Below are 16062 nucleotides of genomic sequence, written 5' to 3'. Positions count from 1 at the left end.
GTGCCGCCCGCTCGGGTCGGGGCGCCGGGGGTGCTTCGGGCGCCGGCTGCGGTTCGGGCGCGGCAGCCTGGCCGGGCAGGGGCGGCAGGTGCCGCCAGATGTCCTGCGCAGTGGGAATGCCCCCCGTGTTGCCCTGCGCTCCCGCCTGCGCGGCGATCAGGCAGGCGGTCATGGTCAGTGCCCCAAGACGGGCTGTCAGCTGGCTGCGGCGTTGGATCATGTCACGGGCCTTTGCTGTGATGCGTGCATCCCGGCACCTTGATCAGCCACCAGGGCGTTGCACGCGTTGTGGGATGCATAACGGACCCCGCCCGCGTGTCACGTCAAGTTCCGGTTATCCCAGCTGAGCGGCAAAAAATCGCTTAACTTCAACGCTTAATTGCGGAAGGCGCCATACCTTTCCGTCTAGGTTGTTGGTCCGACCGCTGGTCCTACTGGAACAGGATGTGACGCCGTCCGTCGCGCGCGTGATGAAAATCGCATGTCACCCGGAACACGTCGGCCAACAGGTCCTGCGTCAGCACCTCGGCCGGGGGACCATCCGCCACGACGCGGCCCTGGTCAAGCACCAGCAGGCGGTCGCAGAACATGGCCGCGTGGTTCAGATCGTGCAGCGCCACGATGCTGGTCAGCCCCAGTCGGGAAACCAGCCGCAGCAGGTCCAGCTGATGCTGGATGTCCAGATGATTGGTCGGCTCGTCCAGGAACAGCTCTCGGGGCTGCTGGGCCAGGGCACGGGCGATCTGGACGCGCTGACGCTCGCCGCCCGACAGGCCCTGCCAGCTTTCATGGCGGAACGCGGTCATGTCGACCTGTTCCAGCGCCCGTTCGACCGCGATCATGTCGGCCGTCGAACATCCCGCCAGAGGCGCGCGGTGGGGTGTCCGTCCCAGCATCACGACCTCCTGGACGGTCACGTTCATTTCGGTCTGCGCGTGCTGCTGGACCAGAGCCACGCGCCGTGCCAGGTCGCGCCGGCGCATTCCGGCGATGTCCTGTCCATCCAGTGTGACCTGACCCCGATCCGGCCGCCGCAGCCCCGCCAACAGCCGCAGCAGAGAGGACTTGCCCGACCCGTTCGGCCCCAACAGCCCCAGGATCGTGCCCGGCTGAACGCGCAGCGACACGTCATGCAGGATCGCCTTGCGCCCGACGCCCCAGGACAGGTTGGTGGCTGCGATGCTCATGCCGTGGCCCTCGCGCGGTACAGGATCAATGAAAAGCATGGGACGCCCACCAGCGCGGTGACGATGCCGATGGGCAGGGTCTGCTGGGTCATCACGCTGCGCGAGACGATGTCGGCCATGACCATGAAGACCGCGCCGACCACCGCGCAGGCGGGCAGCAGACGCATGTGTCCCGGCCCGATCAGGAACCGCACCGCGTGGGGGACGACCAGCCCGACAAAGCCGATGGATCCGACCATGCTGACGATGGTCGCGGTGATCAACGCCGTCGTCGCGAACAGGACGATCCGCACCCGGCCCACCGCGATCCCCATGGACGCGGCCGCGTCGTCGCCGAAAGTGAAGGCATCCAGCGCGTGTGCATACCAGATGCAGACGACAAGCCCGATCAGCATCACCACGGCCAGCAGCTGGAACTCCGGCCAGCGCACGCCGCCAAAGCTGCCCAGCAGCCAGAACATCACGTCACGCGCCTGCTGCGCGTTGCCCGAGGTGGTGACGACATAGGCGGTCAGCGCGTTGAACAGCTGTGCGGCCGCGACCCCGGCCAGGATCGTGCGATCCGGTCCGCCGCGCCCGCCATCCGACAGCAGCGCCACAAAGGCAAAGGCCGCAAGCGCCCCGGCAAAGGCGCCGGCCGACAGCGACACGGTGCCCGCGCCGACGCCCAGGATGATCACCGCCACGGCCCCCGTCGACGCACCCGCGGACACGCCCAGCACATAGGGTTCGGCCAAGGTATTGCGCAGCAGCGATTGCAGGATCGCACCGCAGATCGCCAATCCCGCCCCGCACAGCGCCGCGACCAGCGCCCGGCTGAGACGCAGATCCCAGATCACGCTGTCCTGGATGCGGCTGATCTGCGCATCGGTCCAGCCCACGTGGTTGGTGGCCGACAGGCCGACGGTCGCCAGCGGGATCCGCATCTCTCCAATGCTGACGGCCAAGGCCACCGCGACCGTCAGGGCCGCGGTCGCGATCATCAGCAGGGCGGCGAAACCGCCCCTGACGCGATGGGCCGAAACGCTCATTTCCCCTGCAGCGCGTCCAGCTGACGGGCCAGCTCCTCGGCGCCATAGATGGTGCGGATCGTCGGGTTCATCGCCGCGCCGTTCATGGTCAGGATGTGGCCCTGCTGCACCGCGGGCATCTGGCTGACCGAGGGGTCGCTTTCCAGGAACGCGATCTTGTTGTCGGCGCGGTCCAGGTCCCACCGGTCGCGGTCCAGCGATGCGGCGACGATATAGGTCGGATCGGCGGCGATGATGCCCTCCCATCCGACGGTCGGCCATTCCGCCTCGGTCGTGATCGCGTTGCGGCCGCCCAGCAGGTCGGCGATGAAGCCCGATGCACCGTTCTTGCCGCCCAGATAGGCGTCCTCTCCGGCAGAGGGGCTGGAGAACCAGAACAGGAAGGTCGTGTCGTCGTCGCGGTCGAACCGCGCCCGCAGGTCGGCCTCGCGCTTGCGGAAGTCGGCGATCAGCGCCTGCCCGCGATCGGCCACGTCAAAGATGCGCGACAGCTCGTCGATCTCCTGGTACAGAAGATCCATGTTCCACAGCTGATCACGGCTGCCATAAATGTCGCCGGCATCGTCGCGGGTGTTGCAGATGCCGGGCGACAGATAGCTTGGAATGCCCAGATCGGCAAAGTCCTGTCGCTTGGCGACCTTGCTGTCATCGCCCAGCAGCAGCGGCAGCTGTGCCGCCACGAAGTCTGGCTCCTTGGTCAGGATCCCTTCCAAGGTGGGCTGTTCGACAGTCAGGATCTCGACGGCGGCATTCGCCTCCTCCAGCTCGGGCAGCACCTTGGTGGGCCAGAAGGCAGACGCGGCCAACCTGTCCTGCAGCCCCAGCATCAGCAGGATCTCGGCGCTGTTCTGGCCCAAGGCCACGGCATTCTGGGGTGCCTGCTCGATGGTGATCTCAACGCCGCAGTTCTCCAGCGTCAGCGGATACTGCGTCGGTTCGGCCCACAGCGTCGTGGGCGCTGCAAGACAGGCCAAGGCCGCAAGGATGAATCGGGTGGGCTGGTGCATGGTCTGCTGCCTGATCGTGTATGACGTTGCGAGGCCGATAGCACCGCCGGATCGGGTCAGCAACGAAAATAGTCAACTTTAGCGCCCCTCAACGAGGGCGTCGCAGGATAGCGGTCTTGCGGCGACGGAAATATCAGCGTCGGCACAGGGGGTTGTGCCGACGCTGTCAACTTTAAGGCCTATCCTGCTTATGTCGCGCCGTCGCGAACGTCGACCTCGGGGCGGTCGTCGCCCGACACGTCCTCCTCGCGCCAGGTGCCCTTTTCGTCCTGATACTGGACGACTTCCGGCTCGCCGCTCAACTGCTGCCGCGCGGCGACGTCGTTGGCGGCGGCGGTCGCCTGTTCCTTCGTGGGATAGGTTTCCGAGAACACGTCGTCCAGCTTGTAGGCCCAGCCACCGTCATGCTCGACGATCTCGTACACGATCTTGGTCATTCGCTTTGTCCTTGCTTGGGCAGGCGCACGGTCACGGGTCGTCCGGTCCGCGCGATTGCCTGTTTTCGCAGCTTCTGCATCAACGGCCGGCCCGCTCGCTCCGTTCCGCGAAAACTTTCCTGGCCCTGCATGCCCGCTGGCAGGTGCGTCAGAACGCGTATTCCATCTCGATCCGGGCAGCCATGCCGCGGTCGGGGTCGGTCGCGTCGGACCCCCCGGCGAACCAGCCGATCGCCGCGTCGATTTCCAGTGCATCGGTCGGACGAAGGCCCAGGACCAGGTCCAGCGCGTCGCCCAGGTGGCTGTCCTGTCCCTGTGTTACCGATACGCGGCGATAGTGGTGATACAGCAGATCGACCGATACCGCGTCGTTTGCGGTCAGGCCGACGCCGGCGGTCGCGATGCGGATGTCGCTCAGATAGGGATCAAGCGCCTCTCCATAGTATTTCAGCTTGGCGAACCCGCCCAGACGCGCCTCGTTCGACTGCAGCCCGGTCTGGCGATAGGCACGGTCGGTGCCGTCGTCGGGGTCGCCGTCGCCGCTGCCTTGGGCAAAGGCCACCGTCACGCGCGGCTGCAGGTCGTGATCCTCCCACAGGCGGGTCGCGCCGATGTCGAACCCATATCCCTTCAGGCGGCGGTCGTCGTCCGATCCGCGCGACAGCCCCGCATCCGCCCAATAGGTCAGGCCGTCGCCCAACTCTCCCCAGGACCGCAGGCCCAGGGACAGCTGCTCTCCGGCGCCCCTCTCGCGGTCGTCTCCAAGGATGGCGAAGGCCTCGACAAAGCGGTCATCAACGGGTTCCATCTGCGCAAGCAGGCCGTAATAGGCGATGCGGTCGCCGCGCGACCCCGGCTCGAACAGGGTGCGGGGCAGCCAGCCCACGCGGCCTGCCAGCGCGTCGATGCGTACCGGGCCCGCGTCGAAGCGGGCCATGACACCGTCGATGTTCTCGTCGATCAGCCATTCGCGTTCGTCGCGGTACAGCCAGCGCCCGGCGCGAATGCGAAAGCCGTCGTCATACTGCAGATAGGCCTGATTGACGCGCGCGGTGTTGGTCGTGCTGCGCGGCTCTCCACGTTCCCAGACCCGTTCGGAGAAGACGTCGAATTCGAAGAAGCCGGACCAGGTTTCCTCTGACGCGACCTCGCCGATCAGGCGGAACAGCGGGCTGACGGCCCCCTCACGGTCCCGGTCGCCATCATCCGTCTGCCGTTCATAGGCCAGGTCCAGCTGCAGCGACCGACGGAACTCGATCGCGGGCGGGTCGGCCAGGGCCGGGACGGGAAGGGACAGGGTCGCGGCAATCAGCAGGGGGCCGATACGGTCCATGCGCAGGGTCTCTCTTGGAAATCAGGTTGGCTGGTGGCAGGTGGCGCAGGCTCTGAGGGACTGCTCGATCAGCGCGTCCGTGGTGTGCCTGCGATCATCGAAACGAAGGCTGATGCGGATGTGGCGGGCCAGCGACAGCGTGCGCATGGTTGCGATGCGCCGGGGGCAGGGCAGGGGTCGGATGCCGGCATAGCCGTCCAGGAAGGCCCGGGCCGATGCACTCAGCGCGCCGACGTCGCCCTTGCTCCGCAGGGTGTATTCGTCCAGATGCGCCAGGAAATTGCCCAGGTCCACCGCCGGGTCGCCCACCGCGTAGAGGTCCAGATCGACCAGCCAGACCTGCGCATCGGCGATCAGCACCTGGTCGAAATAGAAATCGCGGTGGATGCCGCAATGCTGGTCGTCGCGCAGCCGGCCCATCCGATCCCTGGCGGCGTGCAGGATGCGCCGCAGTTCCGCCTTTCGCGCGGGCAACAGCTCTGCCGCCTGGGTCAGGGCGCGATCCAGGACCGACAGCTCGTCCGCGTGGGTCCAGCGGCGGTCGGTGACAGGGGGAACCCCATGCAGGTGGGCCAGCGCCACGCCGGTCTGCGCCATCGCCGCGACATCCGTCGGGGTCAGGGGGCGGCCGGGCACCTCGTCCTGCAACCACATCCGCATCGTGTCGACGATGCCGCGGGCGCGCGGGACACCCGCCCCGTGCGGTGCCCGACCGTCCAGACCGGCACCGCGCAGGGCATCGTGGATGGCAGGCATGCGGCCGTCCGTTCCCTTGGCACGCAGCTTGCCCAGGATGGCCGTGGTCGCCTCGCCAGTCGGATAGCGGACCAGTGCCCTGCGGCCCGGCTTGTGGCGGAGGAGCTGGGGCCGGCTCGTGAGATCAAGCCCCGTCGCCGCCTGCAGCGCGGGCCGCGCTTGGTCTGGGTCCAGGGCGGCGTCCAGCTGCGGCATGGCGGGGTCCGCGGATGCGCCGCGCATGACCTGGGCCGCACGGTCCAAGAGGGTCCGCGCGCGCGCAGGCCAGTCGGGATGGCGGGCACGAAACCCCTCGGTCACCAGCAACATTAGGGCGCGGGCATGGTGGTGGGGCAGCGTGACGGGCCCGCCGCCATAGCCGCGCAGGACCGCGCCCGTTATGTCATCGGCCTCGACGCGCGACAGGATGCCGTCCACCACCTGCGCATCGATCCGGGCCAGGAAGCTGCCCAGATCGCGGGCCGGATCGCCGCAGCCGGCGTTGTCCCAGTCCAGGATGACGGGACCAGCGGCCCCCATCACCACCTGATCCGCGCTGAAATCGCCGTGCACCATCACCGGATCGAACGTGGCCTGGGCCAGCCGGTCGGCCAGATCGGTCGCGATGTCACGGGCTTGGACGCTCAGGTCGGCGTCCAGCGGCGCAAGATCGGCGGCGGCGGTCAGGACCGACCTTGCATCGGCCGGGGCGGTCCATGCGGCGGCGGGTCGGAACGGATCGGCATGCAGCGCGGCCAGGGCCGCGCCGATCCGCGTGCAGGTGTCCGCGTCTGGCGCGTGACCGGTCATCTGCGGGCAGACGGGGCGGCCCGGCACCCACGCGGTCATCATCGCGCGCAAGCCGCTGTCGGCCCCCAGCAGGGCGGCCTGCCCATGCGCCATGGCCGCAGTCGCGCCGACAAGCGCCTGGTCAAAGCCCGCCCCGGCCATGATCTTCAGAACTCCTCGCGGCTGACCGTCAAGGTCGAGGCGGGCCACCAGCCGTCGCCCCGGCTTGTAGCGCAGCAGGATCAGGTCGCCCGCGGCCAGATGCGGCTGCACACCGGTCACGCGCCGCAGGGCGTCCTGTCGCCGTGCAGGGTCCAGGAACCGCGCAAGGCTGCGCAGATGACGGTCCAGCCGCGCCGGGATGACGATCACGCCGCGGTCGGGCAGCATCACGACATCGGGGTTGTCGCGCCAACGGGACCGGCGGCTTTCCTCGGCATACCGGTCGGGGGCATAGGCATAGGCGGCCAGCGCCTCTCCGTCCGTGGACAGGAACGACGCGACGCAGCTGACCCCGGGTTTGTAGCGCAGATAGGCTGGCTGCAAGGCGTCACGGCCCGAGGCCGCCGCCATCGCCTGCGCGTCCAGCATCAGCGGCAGACCGACCAGCGCCGGATCTCGGTCGCAGATCGCGCGATCAGCCGGCGACAGCATGCAGCGCCCCCCCATCCTGACCACGACCCTGCAGCGCCCACAGACGGGCATAGCGTCCGCCGCGCGTCAGCAGGTCGGCATGGCTGCCCTGTTCGGCCACCCGGCCCGCCTCCAGGAACACGATGCGGTCCGCGCGGGCGGCCTGGGACAGGTCGTGGGTGATCAGCAGGCTGGTGCGGCCCTTGGCCAGGCGCCAGATCGCCTCGGACACGGTGGCCTCGTTGCTGCTGTCCAAGCCGGTCGTGGGCTCGTCCAGGACCAGCACCGGACAGCGGCGCAGGGCGGCCCGGGCGATGGCGATGCGCTGGCGCTGGCCCGCCGACAGGGTGGCGCCGCGTTCCGCGACCTGGGCGTCATAGCCGTCGGGCAGGGCCGCGATGAAGTCATGTGCGTTGGCCAGGCGGGCGGCTGCCTCGATCTCGTCCCGGGTGACGTCGCGGCCCGCGCCCAAGGCGATGTTGTCGGCCAACGTGCCGCTGAACAGGACCGTCTCCTGCGGGACAAAGCCGATCTGGCGGCGCAGGCTGGTCATCGTCACGTCGCGGATGTCCTGCCCGTCGATCAGGATGCGCCCGCCCGACGGATCGTAAAGGCGCAGAAGCAGTCCGGCCAACGTCGACTTGCCCGCCCCGGACGGCCCGGTCAGCGCCACATTCGTGCCCGCCGGAATGTCCAGCGTCAGCCCGTCCAGCGTGGGCCGACCCCCGCCATAGCCGAAGGTCAGGCCGTCGAAGGTGATCCGGCCGGCATAGGCGGGGGCGGCCACGGCATCGGTGCGGTCGCGGATTTCGGGCACCTCGTCCAGCAGCTGGACGACCCGCTCGCCCGCGGCGCTGGCCTTGGCCAGGCGGGACGCGTATTTGGCATAGCCCCGGATGGGCCGGAACGTCGCCTTGAGATAGGTGATGAAGACCAGCAGGTCGCCCGGCGTCAGCCGCCCGCGCAGCACCTGCAACGTGCCGAAATAAAGGACCAGCGCGATGGCGCAGGCGACCAGTAGGTCGACCAGCCGTTCCAGCCCCGCCGCGATGCGCTTGGCCCGCACGTCGCCCGCCATGCTGGTGCCGTTCGCGCCGGAGAAGGTGTCGGCCGCGCGATCCTCGATCGACAGGGCCTGAACCGTGCGCATGGAGGACATCGCCTCGGCCGCGGTGGCGGCCATCTGGCCCTCGACCTTGCGCTGCTTGCGGCTGGCGGCCTGGATCTTCTTTCCTGCGCGGATGGACGCGAACCACAGAACCGGCAGCGGAATCAGCGCGATCAACGCCAGCTGCCAGTCCAGCACCATCATCACGGCGACCATGCCCAGCAGGACCAACACGTTCGCGGCCAGCGGCAGGGCGGCGGTGACGGCAGTCTCCTTGAGCATGGCCACGTCGCCGATCAGGCGCATGGTCAAATCGCCCGCCTTGGACCGGGTGTGAAAGCCAAGCGACAGTCCCTGCAGGTGCCGGAACAGGTCGCCGCGGACCTGGGTCAGCACCCGGTTGCCGACGATCGCAAAGCCGATGGTCGCCAGGTACTGGAACAGCGCGCGCAGCCCGATGATGCCCACCAAGCCAACCGCGCACAGCGCCAGAAGCGTCATGGAGTCCAGCGTATCCACCGCCGCGACCCCCGATCCGCCTGTTCCCGCCGTGCCGGACGGCACCACGCGGTCGATGACGAATTTCAGCGGCCAGGGTTCCAGCAGTCGCATCAGCGTCGCGCTGACCAGCGCGGTGGTCGCCCCCGCCAGCACCGCCCGATGCGGGCGCAGATAGGGGGCAAACCGATGCAGCACGCGGCGCAGGCCCGGCAGCGATTCCGTCAGCGTCTCGGGACGCGATCGTGACATCACGCGGCCTCCTGTCCTGCGGCGCCGGCACGGGCGATGATGCGGGACACGATGCGGTCCCACCCGTGATGGGCCAGAACCTCGGCGCGGGCGCGTACGCCCATCGCGGTGGCCGCCGCGGGATCGCGGGCCAGACCCGCAAGGGCTGCGGCCAAGGCGTCCGGATCATCCGGTACCACGGTGGCGCCAAGCCGGCCCCGGTCCAGCACCTGGGCCAGATCGCCCACGTCGCTGGCCACCACGGGCAGCCCCGCAGCCATGTATTCGTAGAGCTTCAGCGGAGAGAAATAGAACGGCTGATCGCCCCGATAGGGGGCCGTGGCGACATGCATCCGTGCCAGCCAGCCGGGGATCTGGTCGGGCTGGACCGCCCCCGTCAGGTGAGCCGCATCCGACAGGGAAAGCTGGTCCAACCGGTCCAGGATCGCCGCCCGTTGCGGCCCGTCACCCACGATCAGCAGGCGCGCATCGGGAAGGGCGCCCCGTCGCAGCAGGGCAAAGGCCTCGACCAGGGTCGCGGTGTCGTGCCAAGGCTTCAGCGTGCCGACGAAGCCCACGGTGAACGGCCCATCCGGCGCAGGGCTGCCGTCGAAACGTGCCGCATCGACGCCGTTGGGGATGACCGCCACCCGGTCGGGCAGGGCACCCAGATCGCGGGCGTAATCCGCCGCCACCGCCGACACCGCCGCGACCAGACGGGCGGCCCCGAAAGCCCGGCGGGCGCTGGCTTGTGCGTCCGACTGGCGGACCATGTGGCGGTGACGGGTCTGCTCGGCGATCAGGGGGGCGTTCAGCTCCAGCGCCGACGGCACGCCGCCGCGACTGGCCCATTCCATCGCCCCATGCGCGAACAGCGCGTGGCGTTCATAGACCAGGTCGAACGGCCCCGCCTGCGTCAGCGCCGCGGCGACCGTCTCGTTCAGCGCCAACGCCCAAGCGGCACGCGCTTCCGCGTCGTCGCCACGCGGCGCGCCGGGCAGGGGGTGCAGCGCGACAGTCGCGAACTCCGCCGCGGGCGCCACCGCCAGGCACGGAGAGAACAGCGTCACCCGGTGGCCCATCGCCAGCAGCACCCGCAGCACGGATTGCACATGGATCGACGCACCCTTGGTGCCGAAGGGCGGAATGCCAGGATCGGTGGTGACATAGGCGACGTGCATCACGCGGACCTCTGCTGGGGAAGGTCGGTGCCCGCGATGGCGTCGTGCCAGATGGCGCGAAGCCGCGCGGCGTTGACGTGCTGGTCGAATTCCTGCGCGATCAACGCGCGTGCCGCGGTCGAGAACTGCTGCCGCAGGTCCGCATCGTCCAGCATCCGCGCAAGCGCCGTGGCCAGCGCCTGGGGGTCGCCTTCCGGGACGCAGAACCCGGTCTGCCCGTCGCGGACCAGTTCCGGGATGCCGGTGACGGCAGTCGAGACGCAGGGCGTTCCCAGGGCCATCGCCTCCAGCAGGACGGTGGGCAGGCCGTCGCGGTTGCCGTCGTGGCCCACCACGCAGGGGCAGGCGAAGACGGCAGCCTGGCGCATCATCGAGATCACCTCGGATTGCGGACGCGGGCCCGCCAGGGTGACCGCATCGCCCAGGTCGGCGGCGGCGATCTGGGCCACCAGATAGGACGCCTCGTCCCCGCCGCCCACGATGGTGCAGCGCACGCTGCGCCCCTGGTCGCGCAGCAGGCGCACGGCCTCGATCAGGATGTGGAACCCCTTCTTCTCGACCAGGCGTCCGACCGCCAGGATGTCGGTCGCATCGGGTGCGGGGTTCTGATGGGCGAAACGGTCCAGGTCCAGGCCGTTGTAGATGCGGCTGACATTGGTCGCGTCCTGGCCGAAGCGCTGTTCCAGATAGCCGACATTGTAATCCGACACGGTGACGACATGGGCCGCGTCGCGCAGCTTCTCGTCCAGGCGGATGTTCTCCTCGTAGTCGAAATAGATGTCCTTGGCATGCGCCGTGAAGGTATAGCCGATCCCCGCCAGCTGTGCCGCCAGCCGCGCCACCGTCGTGGACACGGTGCCGAAATGCGCGTGCAGATGCGCCACCCCGCGTTCGCGGCAGGCCAGCGCCAGCTCCAGCGCCTGCGCGACATCCTGGCCGCTGCTGTTCTTCATCTGGCCCAGCAGGGTCCATGACGCCGCGGGCAGCCCGGCCCGGGCGCGCATCATCAGCCGCCAGAACGCGTCCGGGTTCTTCAGCCGTTCGGTCAGTCGGGTGACGGGCGCGCGGACCTTGCCCAGGTTGTCCTGAAAGTGCGTCTCCTCGACCGGGCGCAGCGAGAAGATCTCGATCGGCTGGCCCGCGGCCTCGTGCGCCAGGATCTCGTTGACGATGAACGTCTCGGAATAGCGGGGATAGCGCTTCAGGACATAGCCGATCTTGGGTGCGGACATGGGAGGACGGTTCCTTGTGTCGGGTCTTCAGGCCAGGCGGCGCAGGGATTTGCGGGGGGCCAGCATCCGCGTGGCCATCGCGGTGACGCGCGACAGCCCGTCCAGGTCCACGCCGCGGGGTCCGGCCTGCCGGGTCACCGCGCGGCCCAGCCAGTCGCCGATGGCGGCGGGCGACAGCGCATCGGGATGAATCATGTCGGCGATGCCGCGATCCTGCATGCGCTGCGCGCGGATCAGTTGTTCGGTGCGCGGCCGGACCCGCGGGACCATCAGCGACGGCAGGCCGAACGACATCATCTCGCAGGCGGTATTGTAGCCGCACATCGCCACGAGCGCCGCCGCGCGCGCGGCCAGCCCCACCGGTTCGGCCACGAAATCGACCACGGTCAGGTCGGTCCGGCCCTGCGCCAGCGCCGCCACGCGGGCCCGTGCCTCGGGCGGCATCTGCGTGCCAGTGATCAGGATGCCCTGATGGCCCGCGGGCATGGGCGCCGCGGCGAAGGCCGTGCACAGGGCCACCCCGTCGCGCCCGCCGCCCACCTGGCACAAAACGAACGGGCGTGCATCGCCTCCCGTCACCTGCAGCGGGTCGGCCCCCTGCGCATCGGGCGACAGGCGCGCCCGCTGGTCCAGATAGCCGGTATAGGTCACGCGGGCGGACAGTTCGGGGCCCAGCCCGTATTCGTCGGCCGTGGGAAAGAACGCCGGGTCGCCATAGACCCAGATGTCGTCGTAATGATCTTGCAGCGCCTCGAAGTTGCGCTGGCGCAGCCATTGCTGTCGCATGACGGACGGCCGGTCGATGATGTCGCGCAGCCCCAGCACGATCCGCGTGCGGCCCGACCGCTTCAGTGCGCGCAGGGTCGGGCCCAGCTCGTACTGGGCACCGCGGGGCACGTTGTCGACGATCATCAGGTCGGGCTGAAAGTTCTTGACGGCGGCCCGGATCGTCGCCGCGCGGATGTCGCACAGCGCGTCGACCCCGATGCCCAGGTCGCGGGCATGATAGGTGCCGTCGGAGGCCTTGGCATAGGCCGGCAGCGTCAGGCAGTCGACGCCCGCGGGCAGGGCGAATGCCCCGGCCTCGCGCATGCCGGCCACCAGCAGCACCTCGGGGTCGTGACCGCAGTCGCGGATCGCCTGCGCCAGCAGCATGTTGCGCCGCAGATGACCAAAGCCCAGAGTGTCGTGCGAATACAGGACCACCCGCGGCGCGCGGGTCCGCTGACGGCGCAGCGCGGCGGCGTATTGCAGCGGATCGGCGGGGTTCATCTTGGTCATCGGGCCCTCGGGATCTGGGTGTGCGAAGGTGATTGGACGGCAGCGTCTTCGTGCTTCCAAAATATTGGCGTGCGATCCAAAGCTGCAAATTAGAAGATCATTAGAGCCGCGCATCGGCGTTTTTACGGCTGCGAAGTTGCGCTAGTCTGCCGTCTCAGGCGGCACCGTGCCGCCACCGGCCGGGAACGCAAAGCCATGAGAATCCGCACGAAAATCATGCTCAGTCATTTGGCCGGCCTAGTCACGGTCACGCTTGTGTGTCTGGCGATCATCATCGGGCTGGGCCTGACGCGCGAGGACCGGCGGCAGCTTCAGACATCCTATGCGCAGCTGCGCAACATCAACCTGGTGGCGGTCGACGCAAACAAGCTGTCCGCTCAGATCGCAGAACTGTTCGTCGCCGGGGACCAGGACGCCGAGATCCGCGAGGCGCGCGATTCGCTGCTGTCCGGGCTGCAGCGCCAGCGCGACCTGATCCGCGAGGAGCATGCGCTGGCCGGAGAGCCCGATGCGACCTGGGGCGGACTGGACCGCGTCGCCCAGATGGAGATCAAGGTGCAGGAGATCGACCAGTCGCGCCTGCTGATCCAGGATCACCTGCAGGCGGGTCGGCGCGCAGAGGCGCTGCAGGTGTTCAACACGCGCATCTATCACCAGCTGGGGCAGGTGCTGCTGGAGCTGGTCGAGGAGGCGACGGTGCGCGAACGTGCCGAGGTTGCCGAGGCGCTGGCCAGTTCGTCCCGCCTGTCGGAGCGCGCCGTCGATCTGGCCATCGGGCTGATCGTGGTCGTGGCGGTCTTGGGCGTCGCGAACATCGTGATGATGAACCGCGCGATCCTGCGCCCCGTCTCGGCGCTCTACGCGGGGGCCGAGGCAGTCGGGCGGGGCGATCTGACGCATGTGATCGACAATCCGTCGCCCGACGAGCTGGGCAACCTGTCGCGCCGCTTCAACCAGATGACCGGACAGATCCGCGACCAGCGCGACAGCCTGCTGCAGGCGCAGTCCACGCTGTCCCAGCAGGTCGAGGAGCGCACCCGCGAACTGCGCGAACGGTCGGAGGCGCTGGTGGCCAGCAACGATCGGCTGCGGTCGGTCGATGCCAGCCGCGCGAACTTCTTCGCCGATATCAGCCACGAGCTGCGCACGCCGCTGACGATCCTGCGCGGCCAAGCCGAGATGGCGATCCGCACCCCCGACGCCGATGCCGCCACCCTGCAGCAGGTGCTGTCCGAGATCGTGCGCAAGACCGACCAGATCGGGCGGCTAATCGATGACCTCTTGTTCCTGGCGCGGTCGGAATCGGGCTCGATCATGGTCAACCGCACGCGTGTCGTGCTGCAGGACATCGTGGGCGACGTGCTGCTGGACGGCCAGAACATGGCGATGCGCCCCGGCGTGCGCATCCGTCCCAGCCAGCCCAGCGAACCGGTCGAGGTGCGCGGTGACCCCGACCGCCTGCGTCAGGCCGTGCTGATCGCGCTGGATAACGCGATCCGCCTGGCGCCCGCCGACACCACCGTCAGCCTGGAGCTGGCGCAGTCACAGGATCACGCCCATATCCGCGTGCGCGACCAGGGACCGGGCTTTACGGGCGATGAACTGGGCAGCGCCTTCACCCGCTTTTACAGCGCGCGCCCGTCGCGGCCGCGGTCGGGTCGCGGGTTGGGCCTTGGGCTGTCCATCGCGAAATGGATCGTCGACCAGCATGACGGCGCCATCCGCATCGACAGCGCGCCCGGCCGCGGCGCCGTGGTCGAGATTACCATGCCGTTGGCACGCAGGGCCGTCGCATGAGCCCCGATCGCGTCCTGGTGGTCGAGGACGACACCGAGATCGCCGCCCTGCTGGCCGGTGGCCTGACGGCCGAGGGCTATCACGTCGATCTGGCCGACTGCGCGGCTGGGCTGGACCAGCGGTTGCGTGACGGGGGCTATGACCTGGTGGTGCTGGACCGGATGCTGCCCGACGGCGACGGCGCCGACCTGTGCCAGGAGATCCGCGCGGCCGGCCATGACGTGATGATCCTGATGCTGACCGCCAAGGACGCGCTGGCCGAGAAACTGGAGGGGCTGGGCGCAGGGGCCGACGACTACATGACCAAGCCCTTCGCCTTCGAGGAACTGCTGGCCCGCATCGCGGTCCTGCTGCGCCGTGCGCCTGCGCGCGAGGACCGCCCGTCCCGCATCGTCATCGGCGATCTGTGCCTGGACCTGGACACCAAGACCGCGACGCGACGCGACCGCGACCTGGACCTGACGGCGACCGAGTTCTCGCTGCTGCGGTTTTTGGCAGAGCGTCCCGACAAGGTTCAGTCGCGCGTGGACATCCTGAAGGGTGTCTGGGGATACAATTTCGACCCGCAGACCAACATCGTCGAGGTCTATATCGCCTATCTGCGCAAGAAGCTGGATCAGGACGGTGATGAGCGGATGATCCACAACCAGCGCGGCTTCGGGTATCTGCTGTCGGCCCGGTGACGCGGTCCTGTCATGAAAGCTTCACTGGCGCCGGGGTCATTATTCTATTATTCGGGAATCATGGAACATGACCGCGCCGCCAATGCCTTCGCTACCCTTGGCCATCCCGGGCGCCTTGCCGTCGCCCGGCTTCTGATGCGTTTTGCCCCCCGCGCCGTCCGCCCGACCGAGATCGCGCAGGCGCTGGGGCTGAAGCCGAACACCCTGTCGCACTACCTGTCCGACCTGACGGGATGCGGCCTTGTCGCCGTGCGGCGACAGGGGCGGTCGCTGCTCTATTCGATCGATGTCGATGCGACGGGCCGCCTGCTGGGCTATCTGGCAATGGACCTTGGCCGCGCGCGCCCGGACGTTCTGACCAGCATCCCACAATCCAAGGAGCCGACCGTGACGCATACCGGTTTCCATGTCCTGTTCATCTGTTCAGGCAATTCCGCCCGATCGCTCTATGCCGAGGCGCTGCTGCGCGATCTGGGCGGCGATCGGTTCATCGCCCATTCGGCAGGCACCCGGGCGGGGACGCATCCGAACCCCCTTGCGCTGCAGGTGCTGGACCGCAACGGCCACGACACGACCACCCTGCGGTCCAAGCATCTGTCCGAGTTCCAGTCACCCGACGCCCCCAGGATGGATTTCGTCTTCACCGTCTGCGACACCTCCGCGGCCGAGGAATGCCCCCCCTGGCCCGGCCAGCCGATCACCGGGCATTGGGGACTGTCCGACCCGGTCAAGGCGCAGGGGACGGACGCCGAACGGGCGCTGGTCTTTGCCCGGACCTATGCCGCCCTGCGCCGCCGGATCGAAGCCTTTGCCGCCCTGCCGGTGGCCAGCCTGGACCGAATCTCGCTTCAGAACCGGGTTGATCAGATTGATGCCCGCGAACTTGCCAAGGACTGATC

At 68.7% G+C, this 16062-nt stretch carries 14 protein-coding genes; 3 read left to right on the top strand and 11 right to left on the bottom strand.

Annotated features, from left to right (window positions below):
- From FHD68_RS06950 to FHD68_RS06900, 11 genes are all read right to left on the bottom strand, one after another.
- On the bottom strand, positions 1–220 hold a 220-nt coding region (locus FHD68_RS06950), incomplete at its 3' end, for a hypothetical protein (protein WP_244297782.1).
- Positions 221–431: 211 nt separating this feature from the next.
- Positions 432–1187: an ABC transporter ATP-binding protein gene (locus tag FHD68_RS06945; RefSeq protein WP_127898783.1), complete on the bottom strand. Its 756-nt coding sequence runs from the start codon at positions 1185–1187 to the stop codon at positions 432–434.
- On the bottom strand, positions 1184–2218 hold the full coding sequence (locus tag FHD68_RS06940) for a FecCD family ABC transporter permease (protein ID WP_139085471.1): 1035 nt from the start codon (positions 2216–2218) through the stop codon (positions 1184–1186). Before FHD68_RS06940 ends, FHD68_RS06945 begins: the two co-directional genes overlap by 4 nt.
- Positions 2215–3225: an ABC transporter substrate-binding protein gene (locus FHD68_RS19340; protein ID WP_127898781.1), complete on the bottom strand. Its 1011-nt coding sequence runs from the start codon at positions 3223–3225 to the stop codon at positions 2215–2217. Before FHD68_RS19340 ends, FHD68_RS06940 begins: the two co-directional genes overlap by 4 nt.
- A gap of 188 nt (positions 3226–3413) precedes the next feature.
- Positions 3414–3662 (bottom strand): DUF2188 domain-containing protein, encoded by a 249-nt coding sequence (locus FHD68_RS06930; RefSeq protein ID WP_127898780.1) that lies wholly within the window; start codon positions 3660–3662, stop codon positions 3414–3416.
- Positions 3663–3810: 148 nt separating this feature from the next.
- A complete protein-coding gene (locus FHD68_RS06925; protein WP_127898779.1) occupies positions 3811–4995 on the bottom strand; it encodes an alginate export family protein in 1185 nt (394 codons plus the stop codon).
- Between the two features lie 21 nt (positions 4996–5016).
- Positions 5017–7173, bottom strand: coding sequence for an aminoglycoside phosphotransferase family protein (locus tag FHD68_RS06920; protein WP_127898778.1), 2157 nt, complete (start codon positions 7171–7173; stop codon positions 5017–5019).
- On the bottom strand, positions 7157–9010 hold the full coding sequence (locus FHD68_RS06915) for an ABC transporter ATP-binding protein (protein WP_127898777.1): 1854 nt from the start codon (positions 9008–9010) through the stop codon (positions 7157–7159). Before FHD68_RS06915 ends, FHD68_RS06920 begins: the two co-directional genes overlap by 17 nt.
- Positions 9010–10170, bottom strand: a complete 1161-nt coding sequence (locus FHD68_RS06910; RefSeq protein WP_127898776.1) for a glycosyltransferase family 4 protein — start codon at positions 10168–10170, stop codon at positions 9010–9012. The genes FHD68_RS06915 and FHD68_RS06910 overlap by 1 nt, the downstream gene beginning before the upstream one ends.
- The gene (locus FHD68_RS06905; protein WP_127898775.1) at positions 10170–11402 is read right to left on the bottom strand and encodes a glycosyltransferase family 4 protein; all 1233 of its coding nucleotides are present in this window, start codon (positions 11400–11402) and stop codon (positions 10170–10172) included. The genes FHD68_RS06910 and FHD68_RS06905 overlap by 1 nt, the downstream gene beginning before the upstream one ends.
- 27 nt (positions 11403–11429) lie before the next feature.
- A complete protein-coding gene (locus FHD68_RS06900) occupies positions 11430–12683 on the bottom strand; it encodes a glycosyltransferase family protein (protein ID WP_127898774.1) in 1254 nt (417 codons plus the stop codon).
- 216 nt (positions 12684–12899) lie between these two features.
- On the opposite strand from FHD68_RS06900, the gene FHD68_RS06895 reads away from it, so the two are divergent.
- The 3 genes from FHD68_RS06895 to FHD68_RS06885 are packed head-to-tail and all read left to right on the top strand — an operon-like array spanning position 12900 to position 16060.
- Positions 12900–14480 (top strand): sensor histidine kinase, encoded by a 1581-nt coding sequence (locus FHD68_RS06895; RefSeq protein ID WP_164871439.1) that lies wholly within the window; start codon positions 12900–12902, stop codon positions 14478–14480.
- Positions 14477–15163: a response regulator transcription factor gene (locus tag FHD68_RS06890; protein ID WP_127898772.1), complete on the top strand. Its 687-nt coding sequence runs from the start codon at positions 14477–14479 to the stop codon at positions 15161–15163. Before FHD68_RS06895 ends, FHD68_RS06890 begins: the two co-directional genes overlap by 4 nt.
- Positions 15164–15223: 60 nt before the next feature.
- Positions 15224–16060 (top strand): arsenate reductase/protein-tyrosine-phosphatase family protein, encoded by an 837-nt coding sequence (locus FHD68_RS06885; RefSeq protein ID WP_127898771.1) that lies wholly within the window; start codon positions 15224–15226, stop codon positions 16058–16060.
- Positions 16061–16062: the final 2 nt, after the last annotated feature.

This window comes from Paracoccus marcusii (assembly GCF_006151785.1).
In the GTDB taxonomy this organism is placed as follows: Bacteria; Pseudomonadota; Alphaproteobacteria; order Rhodobacterales; family Rhodobacteraceae; genus Paracoccus; species Paracoccus marcusii.
Note: the sequence above shows the minus strand (reverse complement) of the source record. Positions and strands in the feature narration are given on the sequence as shown.